Source organism: Streptomyces sp. NPDC015139 (assembly GCF_043079785.1).
GTDB classification, from domain to species: domain Bacteria; phylum Actinomycetota; class Actinomycetes; order Streptomycetales; family Streptomycetaceae; genus Streptomyces; species Streptomyces albidocamelliae.
In genome coordinates this window covers 38,039-54,266 of sequence record NZ_JBIBUW010000013.1, presented here as the reverse complement: position 1 = coordinate 54,266, position 16,228 = coordinate 38,039, and the positions used below count along the sequence as shown (strand labels likewise).

Below are 16,228 nucleotides of genomic sequence, written 5' to 3'. Positions count from 1 at the left end.
ATCGCATGCAATCGCTCGACCACGAGGCAGCACTCTTTGCACCGCACGCGCGGGACGGTCACTGGCGATCCCAGCTGGCCGCGCTCGCGCAGCCCGCCGGCTTCCTCGCCGACTTCCGGCCGCGCGAGGGCCGACGCGAACCGGAGACCGGCACCCACGTCCGCCGCCTCGGTACGGCCCTCACCGAACGGCTCGACCGGATCAGTCGCGGCAAGCCCGACATGCTCCACATCGTCCTGGCCTCCGCGCTGGTCGCCCTGCTGGGCCGCCACACGGGCCAGGACGAGGTGACCGTCGCCCAGCCGACGCGCGGGGCCGCGCCCGAGTTCGCGGGCGGTCCGCTGCTGGTGCGCGCCCGGCCCGACGGCACCCTGCGCGAACTGCTCTCCCGGGTCTCGGCCGCCGTACGCGAGGCCGAACAGCACCAGGACTTCCCGCTGGCCGACCTCGCCGCCCAGCTGGGCCGCTCCGACGTCTTCGAGACCGCGCTGGAACTGACGGACTTCCACGACCCTGGCCCGCGCACCCCGGGCGGCACCCGCTTCGTCGTCGCCCGTGAGGACGACGAACTGGTGGTGAGTCTCCACTACGACCGTCACCGCTTCGCCGAGGACTCCATGCGGTACGCCGCCGCCCAGTACGCGTTGCTGCTGGAGCGCGCCACGGCCGAGCCGGACCTGCCGGTGCACCGGATCGACCTGCGCACCGCCGAGGACGACGCCGTCCTCGCGGCGAGCAACGACACCCGGCAGCCCTTCGACGAGGACGCCACCCTGCACGGCCTGTTCACCGCCCAGGCGGCCCGCACCCCCGACGCACCGGCCCTCCTGACGGACGACACCACCGTCAGCTTCGCCGAACTCGACGCCCGCTCCGACCGGTTGGCGTGCACCCTGCGCGAGCGCGGGATCGGCCCGGGTGCGATCGTCGCCCTGATCGCCGACCGTGCCCCGGAGCTGATCGCGGGCATCCTCGCCGTTCTGAAAGCGGGCGCGGCCTATCTGCCGGTCGACCCCGCCTACCCCCGCTCGCGCATCGACTACCTGCTCGACGACAGCTCCGCCCGCCTCGTCCTGCACCAGGCCCGCTTCGCCGGTGCCGCCGGCGCCACGCCCGGGATCGACCTGGACGACGAGGCGTCCTACGCGGAAGACGCCGGCCCCGTCGAACCGTCCGCCGCGGCCGGGGACGTCGCCTACGTCATCTACACCTCCGGTTCGACCGGGCGCCCCAAGGGTGTCCTGGTGGAACACCGCAGTGCCGTCAACCGGTTGACCTGGATGCAGCGCGCCTACCCGGTGGGCCCCGGTGACGTCCTGCTGCAGAAGACCTCCGTCTCCTTCGACGTCTCCGTCTGGGAGCTGTTCTGGTGGTCCTTCACCGGGGCCGCCCTCGCGCTGCCCGCCCCCGGTGCCGAGAAGGACCCCGCCGCGCTGCTCGCCGCGATCGAGAAGCACCGCGTCACCACCGTGCACTTCGTGCCCTCGATGCTCACCATGTTCCTCGGACATCTCGCCCGGTTCGGCGACGGCACCGAACTCGGCACGCTGCGCCAGGTCTTCACCAGCGGTGAGGCACTGAACCCCACCCAGAGCGAGAAGTTCGCCGAACTCGTCCCCGGCGCCCGGCTCGTCAACCTCTACGGACCCACCGAGGCGACGGTGGACGTCACCCATCAGCCGGTGGCCGGCCTCGGCCACCTCGCCCGGCTGCCCATCGGCCGGCCCATCGACAACATCCGGCTGTACGTACTCGACGCCGAAGGCCGCCGGAGCGCGGTGGGTGTTCCCGGCGAACTGCACATCGGGGGCGTCGGCGTGGCCCGCGGCTACCTCGGGCGGCCCGAGCTGACCGCGGAGAAGTTCGTCACCGGCGCGGCCGTACACGCCGCCACCGGCGAGGAGCGGCTGTACCGCACCGGGGACCGGGCCCGCCTGCTGCCCGACGGCACGCTCGACTACCTGGGCCGCGTCGACCTCCAGGTGAAGGTGCGCGGCTTCCGCGTCGAGCCGGGCGAGATCGAGGAGCGACTGCGCGCCCACGACCAGGTGCGCGACGCGGCGGTGGTCGCCGTCGACGACGGCTGGCAGACCTCGCTGCGCGGCTTCGTCGTCCTGGACGGCGAGGCGAGCGAGGCGGCGCTGAAGGAGCACATCCGCCAGGAGCTGCCGGAGTACATGATCCCCGGCCGCGTCCTGGAGCTGGAGCAGCTCCCGCTCACGCCCAACGGCAAACTGGACCGGGCGTACCTGCGCACTCCCGAAGCCCTGAGCAGGAAAGCACCCGCCCATGTGGCGCCGCGGGACGACCGGGAGGAGACCCTCGCCGGCATCTGGCGGGACGTCCTCGGTGTCGCACGGGTCGGCGTGCACGACAACTTCTTCGCCCTGGGCGGCAACTCGATCCATTTCGTGTCCGTGCTCGCCAAGTCCCGTGCGAAGGGCCTCGACTTCACCTTCCAGCAACTGTTCCGGCACCAGACCATCGCCCAACTCGTCGAGTCCATCGACGGTGACGCCACGGCCGGTGACGTGGTCGCGGACGTGGCGGCACGCGGCGCCTTCCAGCCGTTCGAGCTGATCTCCGAGGCCGATCGGGCCCTGCTGCCAGAGGACGCGGAGGACGCCTACCCGCTGTCCATGCTCCAGGCGGGCCTGATCTTCCAGACCGAGATCACCGGCGGCCTCGGCCAGTACCACGACGTGCTGAGCTACTCGATCACCGGCGCCTTCGACACCGAGGCGTTCACCGAGGCCGTCCGGCAACTGACCGGCCGGCACCCGATCCTGCGCACCACCTACCACCTCACCGGCTACAGCGAGTTCCTCCAGATCGTCCACCGCGACGTGCCGCCGCCCCTGACCGTCGACGACCTGCGCCACCTCGACGAGGCCGGACAGGAGGCCTGGCACGAGGCGTGGCTGGCCCGCGAGAAGTCCCGCGCGTTCGTGTGGGAGGCGGGCGGCCTGGTCACCCTCCATGTGCAGGTGCTCGGCGACGACCACTACCGCTACACGGTCAGCCAGCACAACTCGGCACTGGACGGCTGGTCCATCTCCCTGCTGCACACCCAGCTGTTCGAGCTGTACCACCAGATCCGTGAGGGCCGCGACACCTCCCGCCCCCCGGTCGACAACCACCTGCGCAACTTCGTCGGCCTGGAGCAACAAGCCCTGCGCTCTCCGGAGTCGAAGGACTTCTGGCGCTCGGTGCTGGCGGACCCGCGTCCCGCGAGCGTGCCGCCGCGGCCCGGCTGCGAGCACACCGACGACTTCACCGTCGTCCTGCGCGACGTCCCGCTGCCCGCGGGCCTCGCGCGGCGCGTCGAGGCCATCGCCGACGCCCTGTCCGTGCCGTTCAAGGACGTACTGCTCGCCGCCCACATGAAGGTCCTCGGCCTGGTCACGGGCCAGGACACGGTGATGACCGGTTACGAGCACAGCGGCCGGCCCGAGCTGCCCGGCGCGGAGACCACGCTCGGCCTGCACCTGAACACCGTCCCCTTCCAGGTGGACGTGGCGAGCGGCACCTGGGCGGACCTCGTCCGCCGCGTCTACCAGGCCGAGCTGGACCTGCTGCCCCACCGCCGCTACCCCATGGCCAGGATGAAGCAGGACCTCGCCACCCAGCGCACCCTGTTCGAGACCACCTTCAACTTCACGCACTTCTATCTGCTGAAGAACCTCAGGCGACTGCCCGAGTTCTCCCTGCTGGGCATGCGCGTGGACTCGGAGACGGAGTTCCCCTTCCGGACGGAGTTCTCCCGCAACTTCTTCACCGACGAGGTCGAACTCTGCTTGCATTACCACACCCATCTCTACGACGAGGGCCAGATCGACCGGATCGGCGGCTACTTCGTCCGCGTACTGGAGTCGATGACGAGTGAGCCGGACGCCCCGCACGAGGCGCGCCGGCTGCTCGCCGACGAGGACGCGGCACTGCTGGGCCTCGCCCCCGCCGAGCCACGCGCCGAGTCGGGCACGAGCGGTCCGGCCGACGGCACGGCCTCCGCGGCCACCCTCGCCCGCATCCGTACGGCCTGGGCCGGCGTCCTCGGCCTGCCGGAGCAGGAGATCGGCGCCGACGCCGACTTCTTCGCCCTGGGCGGCAACTCGCTCTCCGCGCTCCGCGTGGTCCTGGAGCTCGACGGGCTGGTCACGCTCTCCGACCTGACCCGCGTGCCCCGCCTGACCGGCCTCGCCGCCCTCGTCGACACCCGCGAACAGGACGACGAGGAGGAACTGCTGCACCTGCTGTCGTCCACCGCCGACGGAGCCCGGGCCGCGGTCGTCTGCGTGCCCTACCCCTGCGGCCACCCGGTCAACTTCAAACCGCTCGCCGACGCCATCGGCGAACTCACCGACGAACTGGTGGTGTACGGACTCGAACCGCCCGGGCACAACCCGAGCCGCCCGGGAGACTTCACCGACGTCACCGAGACGGTCGAGCGGACGGTGGCGCGGATCGAGGAGTCGGCCGACCTGCCCCTGATCCTGTGGGGCCACTGCGGCGGCGCCGCCGTCACCGTCGAGCTGGCCCGGGTGCTGGAGGAACGCGGATTCGACCTGCGGCACGTCTTCCTCGGCTCCAAGCTGCTGCCGCCCGCGTCGGAGATGCGGGAGTCCATCGAGATGATCGAGAGCTGGACCGACGACGAGATCATCCGTTACATGGTCGACGAGACCGGCTACAGCGAGCTGGACGGACTCGACACCCGGTACACCTCGTTCACCGGGAGTCTGTTCCGGCACGACGTGTGCGGCGGCTACCGCTACTTCATCGGCCTGACCGACGGCGGGCCCGACTGGCGGATCCAGGCGCCGGTCACGATCGTCGTCGCCGACGACGACAAGGGGCTGACCCACGCCGCCGACACGTTCCGCTGCTGGGAACGCGTGGCCGACCACGTCGACTTCCAGCGGCTGTCCTCGGGCGGCCACTACTTCGTGCGGGGCAACCCCGCCGAGACCGGCGAACTCATCCGACGGGCCTGGGCGTCCGCGGCCGAACTGGAGAACTGACATGCGGATTCCCGTCCTGTGCTTCCCCTTCGCGGGCGCCGGCGCCTCGGCGTTCCGCCGCTGCCAGGAGTACGGCAGCGACACCGTCCTCCTCACCCCCGTCCAACTGCCCGGCCGCGAGGAGCGGTTCGGCGAGGAGCCGTACACCGACGTGGTCGCGGCGGTGGACGACCTGCTGCCGGTCGTGCTGGACCAGGTCGCGGGCAGCCCGGCCGTGGCCCTTTTCGGACACAGTCTCGGCGCGGTCCTCGCCTACGAGATGGCACACCGCATCACCGCGCTCGGCCGGCCCGAGGTGGTCAAGCTGTTCGTCTCCGGTTCTCCCGGCCCCTGGACCCGGCGCGAGACCCGGGCCACCGGCCTGAGCGACGACGAATTCCTGCGGCAGGTCAGGGACTTCGCCGGCTACTCCCATCCCGCTCTCGAACACCCGGACCTGCGGGAACTGCTGCTGCCGCCGTTGCGCGCCGACGTCGAGATGCACGAGAACTACCTGGCGCCCTCCCAGAAGCCGCTGACGGTCCCGGTGGTCTCGGTGCGCGGGGAGACCGACGAACTGGTCTCCAGGGAGCAGGCAGCCGAGTGGGAGGCGTCCACCACGGCCGGCTGCCGCCAGGTCGAACTGCCCGGCGGACACATGTACCTGGTGGACTCTCCCGTCGGCCTGGTCCGGCTCCTGGACGCCGAACTCGCCGCGCCGGGGGTGCTCCGATGAGCCCGGTGCTCACCACCGGCGCCCTCGCCGGCAAGGCCGCGATCGTCACGGGCGCGGCCCGGGGCATCGGCCGGGCGTGCGCGCTGGCGTACGCCCGGGCCGGGGCCGACCTGCTGCTCACCGACATCGGCCACGACCTGGACGGAGTGCCCTACCCCCTGGGCACCCCCGGGCAGCTCGCCCACACCGCACGGCTCTGCCGTGAGCAGGGCCCCGGGATCACGGTGATCACCGCGGAGGCGGACGTCCGGGACCTGGACGCCGTGCGCACGGTGGCCGACACCGCGCTGGACCGGTTCGGCCGGATCGACGTCCTGCTGAACAACGCGGGTATCGCCGCCCCCTCGGGCAAGACGGTGCACGACATCGCGCCCGACGAGTGGGGCCTGATGCTCGACATCGACGTCTCGGGCGCCTGGCGCATGATCCGGTCCGTGGGCGCCGCCATGACCGGTCGCCGCTCCGGCAGCGTCATCAACGTCGCCTCCACCGCCGGCCTGGTCGGCTACCGCCACTTCGCCGGCTACGTCACGGCCAAGCACGCCCTCGTCGGTCTGACCAAGGCGGCCGCCCTGGACCTCGCGCCGTACGGGGTGCGGGTCAACGCCCTGTGCCCGGGTTCGGTGCGCGACGACGACGCGGCCGAGGGCCGCATGCTCACGGAGATCGCCCGGTCCCTGGAGGTGCCGGTCGAGGAACACGAGGAGACCTTCGTGGCGGCTCAGCCCATGAACCGGCTGATCGAGCCGGAGGACGTGGCGGGGGCGGCCGTATGGCTCGGCTCCGACGACGCACGCCAGGTGACGGGTACGACCGTGACGGTCGACGGCGGATTCACCAGCCGATGACGGGGGAGGGAACACGATGACCAACACCGACACGGACCGGCTGTGCCGGTCGATGGCACTGCGCGTGCACACCGGGGCCGACCCGCGCCGGCTCGGCCGCGCACTGGCACACGCCGTGAGCGGTGCCCGGCTGTGGGTGGAGGACGTACCGGGCGGCGCGGACAGCGAGGTCGCCGCCCTGCACCGGGAACGCGAACTGTCCCGCTCCGCCGACCCGCACACCGGACCCGGTCTGCGCGTGGTCCTGCTGCGGTACACGGACCAGGTGGCCGACCTGGTCGTGGTCGCCCACCGTGCGGTCCTGGCGGACCCGTACGACCTGGCCCGGGCGGTGCTCGGCGAAGCCGCCGCGCCGGACGACACGGACGACACGGACGCGGCGGAGCACGGCGAGCGGCTGCGGGCGGCACTGAACGCCCTCGACCGGACGGCGCCCCCCGAGTGGGGACTAGGCACGGCCGGCGACCCGGCCACCGGCGAGCACGCCTTCACGGTGCCCGCCGACGGCGCCCTGGCCGCCCAGCTCACCCTGCGGGCCGCACTCGGCCTGGTGCTGGCACGCTGCACCGGACGCGACGAGGTGGTGCTCGGCGTGGACCCGGAGCACGCCCTCACCCTCAGCACCGCAGGGGAACCCACGGTCGACCAGTACCTCGAACGTGTAAGGCGGGCCGTCCCGGCAGCCGGACCCGCCCCCGCCATCGGTCTGTTCACCACCGACGCCCCCGATCCGCTCACCGGTGAGGGCGTCAAGGCCGAGACCACCGTCGTCCGGCCCTTCCTCGCACCCCCGCACCACCTGTCACTGCACCTCGCCGACGACGGTTCCACGGTCCTCGCCGGAACCTGCCACTACCGCCGCTCCGCCTTCGGCGCCGAGACGGTGCGCTGGCTCACCGGCATGCTCGCCACCGCCCACCGGTCCCTCGTCGCGGCCGGCCCCGACACCCCTCTCGCGAGCCTCGACCTGCTCGACACGCCGCAGCGGCACGCCCTGGCCCGGCTCGGCGGCCTTCAGCCCCCGGCTCAGGTGCCCGACGAGCGAGTCGAGCGGATCGAGCAGACCGTGAGCGGCTGGGCACGGCGCACCCCCGACGAGCCCGCCGTCACCTTCGAGGACCGCACCCTGACCTACCGGCAGCTCGACCAGGAGGCGGCCAGAGGCGCCGCCGGACTGCGGCGGCTGGGCGTGCGCCCCGGCGACCGGGTCGGCGTCTGCCTCGACCGCTCCCTCGACCTCGTCGTGGTGCTGCTCGCCGTACTCAAGGCGGGTGCCGCCTACGTCCCGATGGACCCGGCCTATCCGGGCGAACGGCTCGCCTTCACCACCGAGGACGCAGCACTGCGCCTGGTGGTCACCGAATCCGAGGCGTTCCCCCGCACCGACGACGTACGGCTCGTACCGCCCGCCGCCCTCGCCGCCGACGCGGAACCGGACGAAGCCGCGGAGCCGCCGGTCGACGCGCCCGCCTACGTCATCTACACCTCGGGATCCACCGGCCGCCCCAAGGGCGTCGTCGTACCGCACCGCAACGTCGCCGCACTGCTCGCCGCCACCAAGGACGACTTCGGGCTCGGCACCGACGACGTGTGGACGCTCTTCCACTCCAGCGCGTTCGACTTCTCCGTGTGGGAGATCTGGGGCTGTCTGATGACCGGCGGCCGGCTGGTCGTCGTACCGTACTGGGCGTCCCGGGACCCGGCGCAGTTCGCCGCGCTGCTCGCCGCCGAGCGGGTCACCGTGCTCAGCCAGACCCCCAGTGCCTTCGCACAGCTGATGCAGGTGGACCGGGACGAGCAGATCTCCGGCTCCGTGCGCCTGGTCGTCTTCGGCGGCGAACCCCTGGACACCCGCCCCCTCAGGTTCTGGCAGGACCGTCATCCCGAGGAGGAGTGCCGGCTCGTCAACATGTTCGGCATCACCGAGACCACCGTGCACGTCACCGCACAGACCGTCACCCGACACGAGGCGATCACCGGCTCCCGTTCCGTGGGCCGCCCCCTGCCCGGCTGGCACGTCTACGTCCTCGATCCCGAGGGCCGCGAACTGCCGCCCGGCGTACCCGGCGAGATCTACGTCGGCGGCCGCGGCGTGGCAGGCCGGTACCTCAACCGCCCCGAACTGACCGAGCAGCGGTTCCTGCCCGACCCGCACGCGCCCGGACTCATGTACCGCAGCGGCGACCGCGGGCGGCTGCTGCCCGACGGCCGGCTGGAACACCTCGGCCGACTCGACAACCAGGTGAAGCTGCGCGGCTTCCGCATAGAACTGGACGAGATCCGCAGCCGGTTGCTGGACGCGCCGGCGGTCGACGCGGCGGCCGTCGTGCTGCGCGAGGGCACCGACGGCGACACGGCGGGGGCCCGGCTGGACGGCTACGTCGTCTTCCGCGCCGACGGCGCCCTCACCGGCGACCTCCAGGACGTACGGCGGCACGCGGCCCGCTTCCTGCCGGACCACATGGTGCCGTCCACCCTCACCGCGCTGTCGGCACTGCCGCTGACTCCCAACGGCAAGGTCGACACCGCCCGGCTGCCCCTGCCGCTCGCGGACCAGGACACCGCCGTGCCCGAGACAGCGGGCGACGACCTCGCCTCACGGCTGCGCGCGGTGTGGGAGAAGCTCTTCGGTTTCCGCGTCGGGCCCGACGACGACTTCTTCACCCTCGGCGGCAACTCCCTGCTCGGAGTACGGCTGTTGGCGGCGATGCGGGAACAGGGCCTGCCCACGTTCCCGTTGCCCCAGCTGTATCTGCACCGCACCGTGAGCGCCCTCACCGCGGTCCTCGAAGGGGCGGGAGCCCGCACATGACCCTGCTGCTGATCGGCGCCGGATCCCAGGCCTACCGCGCCTACCTGCTGCGCTCCGTGGCCGAGGAGTACGACATCCATCTGCTCGCCGACCGGGAGCCGACCTGGGAGACGCCGTACCTGAGCGGGCACACGGTGGTGGACACCACGGACGCCGCGGCGATGCGGGAAGCGGCCCGCGCGCTTCCCTGCGAAGGTGTGTTGACCTGGGACGACACCCGGGTCGTGCAGACAGCCCGGCTGGCCGCCGCCCTCGGCCTGCCGGGCACCCCGCCCGAGGCGGCCCTGCGCTGCCGCGACAAACGGGCCACCCGCGAGGCCCTGGACCGTGCCGGGGTGCCGCAGGCCGAGTCGATCCTGGTGACGTCGCTGCCGCAGGCGCGCGCCGCCGCGGCCCGGGTCGGCTATCCGCTGGTGCTCAAACCCCGTGCGCTGAACGCCAGTACCGGCGTGGTGAAGGTCGGGTCGGCCGACGCGCTGGCCCGCTCCTTCCGCCTCGCACGAGCGGCCACCGCCCCCGGGGCGGTGGAGGTGACCCCCGGAGACGTCCTGGTGGAGGAATACCTGGACGGACCCGAGATCAGCGTGGACGCGGCCTGGCAAGAGGGCCGTATGACACCGGCGTTCGTCGCCCGCAAGGAATGCGGATTCGCGCCCTACTTCGAGGAGACCGGCCACCTGGTCGACGGCTGGGACCCGTTGTTGTCGGACCCCCGCCTGCTGGAGGTGGTCCAGGCGGCGCACACCGCCGTGGGCTTCACCACCGGCTGGACCCACACCGAGCTGCGACTCACCTCGCGCGGCCCCAGGATCGTCGAGATCAACGCCCGCATCGGCGGCGACCGCATCCCCGACATCGGCCGGCTCGCACTCGGCGTCGACGCCGCACGGACCGCCGCCCAGGTGGCCTGCGGGCGGCCACCGGAGCTGACGGCGCGAGACCGCCGGGTCGCTGCCGTGCGGTTCCTGTACCCGGAGGCGGACTGCATCGCGCGCGAAGTGCGGGTCGAGCCGGGCGCGCTGCCCGGCTCGGTGGACTCGGCGGAGGCGATCGCTCTGCCGGGCCAGGAGCTCAGACTGCCCCCGAACGGGCATGTGTCCGGCCGCTACGCGCTGATCACCGTGGCAGGGGAGAGCGCACAGCAGTGCCGTGCCGATCTCGACAAGGCGGCCGAAGCCGTCGCCCTGGAGGTGCTGCGGACGTTGTGAGGTCCGGAGCGGGGAGCAGCGAGGTGATCTGAACCGGCTGGTCGGCGACGGGTCCGGGCACAGGGCCCGGCCCCGGGGCCGCTGGCCGTCGGGGGTTCACCGAGGGAGTCCGTGACAGGGCCGAGGATCGCATCGGACTCGCCACGTATGTGTCGCGGAGCCCCTGCCCGGCATCATCCGTTCGGCTGGGCAGTGGTCCAGAATGCCTGGGCGGTGCCGCCTTCGGTCTGCTCGGAGGTGGGGCTGTCGACGAAGCTGTACGGCGGCAGCGGGCCGTTGACCCGCAGGTCTAGGTGCGGATGCCGTTGGCGGAATTCCTCGATACCGGCCACGAACCGTTCCGCTGACCGGCGGTCCACCAGGAAGGAGAGATTGGCCAGCCAGCCGGTGCTCTGCGCTCCGGCGCTGACGTGCCCGGCCAGTGGTGCGAGTGCCTGGTGCAGCAGCTCGGCGTCGGTCACTTCGCGTTCTTGCACGGCAGCGGCGATCATCTGCCCGAGCCGCATCCTCTGCTCCTGCGTGCCACCGCCGGCCTTCCGGTTCGCGTCCGCCAGGGACCGGATGACCTCCCGCTGAGCCATGATCATGCGGAGGACGGCTTCCTCGTCATGGTTGGCCTTGACGTTGTACTCCGCCGTGCCGTCCAGCGCCCGCAGTCGCTCGAGGAAGTGTTCCGCCCGTTCGGCGAGGACCGCGGTCACCGTGTCGTCGTCCACGGAGACGCTGCCGAACCGCATCGGCAGTACCGTGCCCTGCGCTGCGGCTTCGTCCAGCACACGTAGGTGGGCGAGCAGATCCCGGCGCTTGGGCCGCAGCTCCTCGGGGGCGTCACTGACGATCGCGGCGAGCTCGCCCTGACGCATGACGCGTACCGGCCGCGCGGGCTCCCCGACGCCTTCAAGATCTTGGCGGAAGGGGGAGTGGGAAGCGCGGGCGATCCCGTAGACATAGGTGCCCACGTCTCATTCCCCTCTCCTGCGCGCGGCCCGCTCGCCCTGGCGCTCCCGGCCCTCGTCACGTGCCTGATTGAAGGCACCGGAGATCGTCTCGGCGGCGCCGGAGAGTGCTCCCTTGGTCTTGCCGCTGGCGCCGGACTCGGTGAGTTTTCCGGTGAGCTCGGTGAGGCCGGCCGGTTTGCGGGGCCCCGCTTCGAGGTCGAGGCGGTTGCACGCCTCGGCGAAGCGGAGGTAGGTGTCGACACTGGCGACCACGACCCTGACGTCGATCTTGAGTATCTCGATGCCGACGAGAGACACCCGGACGAACGCGTCGATCACCAGGCCACGGTCGAGAACGAGCTCCAGCACGTCGTAGAGGCCGCTGGAGCCGCCCCCGCCGCCCTGCTGCGTCACCATGGTCATCGCGACCAACCCCTTGTCATCTGCCTCTGCGGGGTCCCGCCGACGGACACCGTCGGCAGCAGCGCGTCGATCTCGCTGTCCCTCGCTGTGACGACGCTTACGCAGGCGAGTAGCCCCACCGCCTTTGATCAAACGCCGGTCCGAGATGGCCGAAGACGGTCAGGCACAACGCGTGCCGGGCCGCCTCGGGCCACGGTCCTTCCGGCGATCGATCACAGAGCGTGACCCATCCTTCCCGCGCCAGATCTGCCCGCTCGGGTCAGGGGGGAGACGGCATGCAGCACCTTGAGCCGGCCCTGGCGGCACGCTCGAAACGGCGTCTAAAGCCCCAGCACCTCGCCGTACTTGATGGCCCCGTGGGGCAGCGCGAAGCCGAACGGGGTCAGCGACTTGCCCAGCGGGTACGTCTCGTCGGTGCTGCTCGGCACGAACCAGACGCCACCCGACCTGGGCTCACCGGCGTTCTCCCCGGGCGCGCTCACCGCGGTGTCCCACAGACCGTCGCGGTTGTAATCGCCGACGGCCACCTGGGCGCCGAAGCGGTCGCCGGCCTCGGCCGTGCCGGGCATGTTCGGGGTGCTCTGGCTGCGGGCCAGACCGCCGTAGAGGCCGTGCTCCGTGCCGTTCAGGGTGACGTACCCGCCCGCGTCCTTGACGGTGCCCACGTCCTCGCCGGGCACGCCGACCACCAGTTCCGGACGGCCGTCGCCGTTCAGGTCGCCCGCGGCCAGCGCGGCGCCGAAGTCGTCGCCCTCCTCGGCGGCGCCGCCGACCTCGGGGTTCGACTGCGTGATGCATGCGCTCCCGGTGCCGAAGCCCGCGGTCTTCGAGCCTTTGAGCAGGAGCACCGCACCACCGAGTCGGTCCTCGCAATGCGTGGTGTCCGACTCGGGGTTGGGCTGTACGAGGCCGACCGCGAGGTCGTCCGTGCCGTCCCGGTCGAAGTCGGCGGCGGCGAGCGAGCTTCCCCGGTCGGCGTCGGCGAACCACTGAGCCGGCTTGGCCTGGTGGTCCCACCGCGTGATGAAGGTGCCGGAGTCCTCCATGCCCTGCCAGGTGGCGGCGAGGTCGTCCCGGCCGTCGCCGTCGAAGTCGCCGGTGACCAGGTCGCGAGTGGCGCCGCCCATGCTGTAGCGGCGCAGGGTGGTGGCGGTCACGCGGTCCGCGGTGAGCGGGCCCGGGCGGAACCGGAGCGAACCGCTCTCCTCGCCGTTCTCGCCGTACGCCAGGTCGGTGTCGCCATCGCCGTCGTAGTCGCCCGTGGCGATGGTGCGGCCGATGCTGCTGAACGCGCCCGCGCCCCTGGCCACGACGGTGCCCTTGACGTTCCACCCCGAGCCGTCCAGGACGGTGATGGTGCCCTCGTCCTTGCCCTGGTCGGAGGTGAGTGACTCGCCGCTCGCCCCGACGGCGAGTTCGAAGACGCCGTCGCCGTCCACGTCGACGGGTGCCACGGAGGACCCGAAGCGGTCGCCCGCCTCCGGCGTGCCGGGTATGCCGGCCTCAGCCTGGCTGATGACACCGGTGGACTGGCTCGGGCTCTGCGGGCCGCCATAGATCACGCTGACGTAGCCGGCCTTGGCCTTGCCGTCCACCGTGGCGTCGGGCATGCCGACGGCGATGTCCGTGTATCCGTCGCCGTTGAAGTCGAACCGCGCAGTCGTCGCGGCCGCGGCGCTCCCGGCGAGCGGCAGGGTCAGACCGGCAGCGGTGAGGGCCGCTGCGGCGGCAGTGGCGGCCAGGGTGCGTGCACGCACGGGGGAACTCCTGTGGTCGAAGGGGGCAATGAGGGCGAAGGTTCGCGCAGTTGTGACTCCCGAGGTGTACGAAGGGTTGCGTGAAGGTGGTCGTACGTCCGCAGGATGGTGACCGGCGTCGATCGGGCACGACTGCCGCGAGCTCAAACACGCCCTGGTCGCTCCTCGCGGCCTGGACCGGCGCTTGCCCCATCTGACACCGCGACAGGCCGGAGCGTCGAACGGAACCTGTGAGGTCACTGTGATGATCGTCGAGGCTGCTGCGCTCCTCTAGTGAGGCTCGATCGCCTCACTGTATCCACGCTACGTGCGACTTGGTTCGGGCAGCGCACGAGCCTGCCCGATCGGCCAAGATCGACATACTCCTTGGGGCAACCTTGACGAGAAGTGCAATGCCGAAGCGCCTGCTGGTCCGGACAGGGAGTGCTGTCGCGGCCATGACGCTTGCGCTCATGGCCGCGCCACTGGCGGACACCGCGCACGCCTACGGCGCGACGTCGGGAACGCTGAGCTTCAACGGCGAGCCGGGCGAGCCCATTTCGGGAGGCCGGTCGTACGAGTACACGTCCGGAGCAGTCCAGATGTTCGACGTCCAGGGCAGCACGGACGAGAACAGCCTCACCGTCGCCGTGGACGCGGAACAAGGCACGCTCTGGCGTCTCAACATCGCCGCCCCCGACGGCGAGAAGCTGACGGAGGGCACCACCTACACCGGGACGAAGCAATGGCCCGACGCCCAACCGGCCGATCCGGAGCTCACGTTCAGCGGGACCGACGACGGAACCGAGAAATGGTGCAGTACCAGCTCCGGCTCGTTCACCATCGAGCACATCGCGTTTGGCCCCTACGGCTACGTCCATGAGCTGGACGCCACCTTCGAGCAGTACTGCAACGGATCAACGGTGCCTCTGCGCGGTGCGGTTCACGCGGTCATGCCCGAGCCTCCGGCCGAACTCGCCATGGGGATGAACGTCGCCACCGAAGGCACGGTGGCCGTGCCCGAGGGCCGAATCACCGTCGGTGGCACCGTGAACTGCAACAAGCCCGCGTCCGTCTCAGTCGTCGGCCAGGTCTTCCAGATCCAGAAGAAGGGCACGCCGAGCGCAACATACGAGACAACCGTGGCCTGTACCCCGGGCTCGCCCATCCCCTGGTCTGTCAGCCTCACCAGCCAGGATCCTGGCGCCTCCTTCCAGCCCGGCCCCGCGACCATGCGCAGCAGGGCCCGGGCGAACGACAGGGACTATCCGGTGACCGCCGACACCGGACAGCAGGAGTCGGAGGTCAGACTCTCCAAGTCCTGACTCCAGCGCCATCGGCTGACTGCACTGATTCGTATCCCGCCCCTTGACTCGCCCGCCGTGACACGCGTCCGGCGGGCGCGTCCTTTGCACCTATTCCGCCGATGGCAGCGGAATGGCACCTGGCACCGGATCCTCACCGGTCTCCAGTCCACGGCCGACGCGGAAGGTGCGCTCACATGGGACCTCAGCGTCGACTCCACGGTGTGCCGAGCTCATCAGCATGCGGCCGGGGCCCGCAAGCAGGGTGACCGGCAGAAGAACCATCGGATGGCGTGTTGACCGAGCCCGGCGATCACGGGCTGGGACGTTCGCGCGGCGGGTTCACCACCAAGCTGCACCTGGCTGTCGAGCGCGGTCAGAAGCCCGTGGCGATCGTGGTCACGGCCGGTCAGCGCGGCGACTCGCCTCTGTTCGCGCCCGTGCTGGGGAAGATCCGCGTGCCTCGCGTCGGGCCGGGCCGGTCACGCCTCCGCCCCCACCGGGTGCGGGCCGACAAGGTGTACGCCTCCCGCTAGAACCGCGCCTACCTGCGCCGACGCGGGATCCGCTGCACCATCCCAGACAAGGCCGACCAGGGCGCAACCGCCGGAAGCTCGGCTCCCGCGGCGGCCGGCCATCGCGATTCGCCCCGGCCGACCACCGCGAGCGCCACGCGGTCGAGTGCGGGATCAACCGCCTCAAGAGACATCGCGCTGTCGCCACGCGATACGACCGGCTCGCCGTCCGCTACGAGGCTGCGACAGCCCCTGGGCCTGAACTCCGCCCATGCATGTCCTGGCCCGTGTCGCCCGACTACGCCGTAGCCTCGGCCCCTGCGCTGGGGGCGAACCCGCTCCCCTGCTCGGCGAACACCTTGATCGCGGCGCCCAGGAACTCCACCATCCCGGGGTGGTAGGAATCGTGGAACGCCCTCATGGCCTCGTCCTCGGCGTAGAAGAGCGACATGCCGACGTACGCCTCCCTGGAGGGGGTGTAGAACCGGCTGACGATGTCGAAGTGCCTGCGGACGAGCTCCTGGATCTGCTGGTCCCCTGGCAGGGAGCCGCCGTCCAGGAAAGCCGTGATCTCCCGGTACAGGACGTCCCAGTCCTGGTGGACCCGCTCCCTGTCCACATGCTCCCAGTTGTTGGTCCCGGCAAGGCTCTTCGCCTGCTCCTCGGCCAACGACCGGCGACACTCGTCCTCGTAACTGTTCCCCACGG

11 protein-coding genes are annotated in these 16,228 nt (G+C 71.4%); 7 read left to right on the top strand and 4 right to left on the bottom strand.

Annotated elements, in window-relative coordinates; translation table 11 throughout:
• Window positions 1-5: 5 nt before the first annotated feature.
• From ACF08B_RS30075 to ACF08B_RS30055, 5 genes are read left to right on the top strand one after another with little or no spacing between them, the layout of a single operon-like run.
• Window positions 6-5,021 (top strand): amino acid adenylation domain-containing protein, encoded by a 5,016-nt coding sequence (locus ACF08B_RS30075; protein ID WP_392320290.1) that lies wholly within the window; start codon window positions 6-8, stop codon window positions 5,019-5,021.
• A gap of 1 nt (window position 5,022) precedes the next feature.
• Entirely contained in the window at window positions 5,023-5,736 is a 714-nt protein-coding gene (locus ACF08B_RS30070; protein ID WP_392320289.1) for a thioesterase II family protein, read from the top strand.
• Window positions 5,733-6,584: an SDR family oxidoreductase gene (locus tag ACF08B_RS30065; RefSeq protein ID WP_093480347.1), complete on the top strand. Its 852-nt coding sequence runs from the start codon at window positions 5,733-5,735 to the stop codon at window positions 6,582-6,584. The genes ACF08B_RS30070 and ACF08B_RS30065 overlap by 4 nt, the downstream gene beginning before the upstream one ends.
• A gap of 16 nt (window positions 6,585-6,600) precedes the next feature.
• Entirely contained in the window at window positions 6,601-9,396 is a 2,796-nt protein-coding gene (locus ACF08B_RS30060) for an amino acid adenylation domain-containing protein (protein WP_392320288.1), read from the top strand.
• Window positions 9,393-10,604 carry an acetyl-CoA carboxylase biotin carboxylase subunit family protein gene (locus tag ACF08B_RS30055; protein WP_392320287.1) on the top strand — a complete coding sequence of 404 codons (1,212 nt, stop codon included), beginning with the start codon at window positions 9,393-9,395 and terminating at the stop codon, window positions 10,602-10,604. Before ACF08B_RS30060 ends, ACF08B_RS30055 begins: the two co-directional genes overlap by 4 nt.
• A gap of 173 nt (window positions 10,605-10,777) precedes the next feature.
• Here ACF08B_RS30055 and ACF08B_RS30050 read toward each other — a convergent pair whose 3' ends face one another.
• The 3 genes from ACF08B_RS30050 to ACF08B_RS30040 form a co-directional block, all read right to left on the bottom strand.
• Window positions 10,778-11,563 (bottom strand): GvpL/GvpF family gas vesicle protein, encoded by a 786-nt coding sequence (locus tag ACF08B_RS30050; RefSeq protein ID WP_392320286.1) that lies wholly within the window; start codon window positions 11,561-11,563, stop codon window positions 10,778-10,780.
• A 3-nt stretch (window positions 11,564-11,566) separates the two neighbouring features.
• Window positions 11,567-11,965, bottom strand: coding sequence for a gas vesicle structural protein GvpA (locus ACF08B_RS30045; protein ID WP_392320285.1), 399 nt, complete (start codon window positions 11,963-11,965; stop codon window positions 11,567-11,569).
• Window positions 11,966-12,285: 320 nt separating this feature from the next.
• Window positions 12,286-13,722 carry an FG-GAP repeat protein gene (locus tag ACF08B_RS30040; RefSeq protein WP_392320284.1) on the bottom strand — a complete coding sequence of 479 codons (1,437 nt, stop codon included), beginning with the start codon at window positions 13,720-13,722 and terminating at the stop codon, window positions 12,286-12,288.
• Between the two features lie 437 nt (window positions 13,723-14,159).
• Between ACF08B_RS30040 and ACF08B_RS30035 the strand changes: the two genes are divergently transcribed.
• Both ACF08B_RS30035 and ACF08B_RS30030 read left to right on the top strand, forming a co-directional pair.
• A complete protein-coding gene (locus tag ACF08B_RS30035; protein ID WP_392320283.1) occupies window positions 14,160-15,026 on the top strand; it encodes a hypothetical protein in 867 nt (288 codons plus the stop codon).
• A gap of 272 nt (window positions 15,027-15,298) precedes the next feature.
• Window positions 15,299-15,541 (top strand): transposase, encoded by a 243-nt coding sequence (locus ACF08B_RS30030; protein WP_392320282.1) that lies wholly within the window; start codon window positions 15,299-15,301, stop codon window positions 15,539-15,541.
• 277 nt (window positions 15,542-15,818) lie between these two features.
• Here the strand turns inward: ACF08B_RS30030 and ACF08B_RS30025 are convergent, their stop codons facing one another.
• On the bottom strand, window positions 15,819-16,226 hold the full coding sequence (locus ACF08B_RS30025) for a TipAS antibiotic-recognition domain-containing protein (RefSeq protein ID WP_392320281.1): 408 nt from the start codon (window positions 16,224-16,226) through the stop codon (window positions 15,819-15,821).
• Between the last annotated feature and the right edge of the window lie 2 nt (window positions 16,227-16,228).

What these genes read in the sequence shown, in the direction of transcription:
- ACF08B_RS30055 (WP_392320287.1), top strand. Translation starts at nt 9,393, where the DNA reads ATGACCCTGCTGCTGATCGGCGCCGGATCCCAGGCCTACCGCGCCTAC.
- ACF08B_RS30065 (WP_093480347.1), top strand. Translation starts at nt 5,733, where the DNA reads ATGAGCCCGGTGCTCACCACCGGCGCCCTCGCCGGCAAGGCCGCGATC.
- ACF08B_RS30045 (WP_392320285.1), bottom strand. Translation starts at nt 11,965, where the DNA reads ATGACCATGGTGACGCAGCAGGGCGGCGGGGGCGGCTCCAGCGGCCTC.
- ACF08B_RS30035 (WP_392320283.1), top strand. Translation starts at nt 14,160, where the DNA reads ATGACGCTTGCGCTCATGGCCGCGCCACTGGCGGACACCGCGCACGCC.
- ACF08B_RS30070 (WP_392320289.1), top strand. Translation starts at nt 5,023, where the DNA reads ATGCGGATTCCCGTCCTGTGCTTCCCCTTCGCGGGCGCCGGCGCCTCG.
- ACF08B_RS30060 (WP_392320288.1), top strand. Translation starts at nt 6,601, where the DNA reads ATGACCAACACCGACACGGACCGGCTGTGCCGGTCGATGGCACTGCGC.
- ACF08B_RS30075 (WP_392320290.1), top strand. Translation starts at nt 6, where the DNA reads ATGCAATCGCTCGACCACGAGGCAGCACTCTTTGCACCGCACGCGCGG.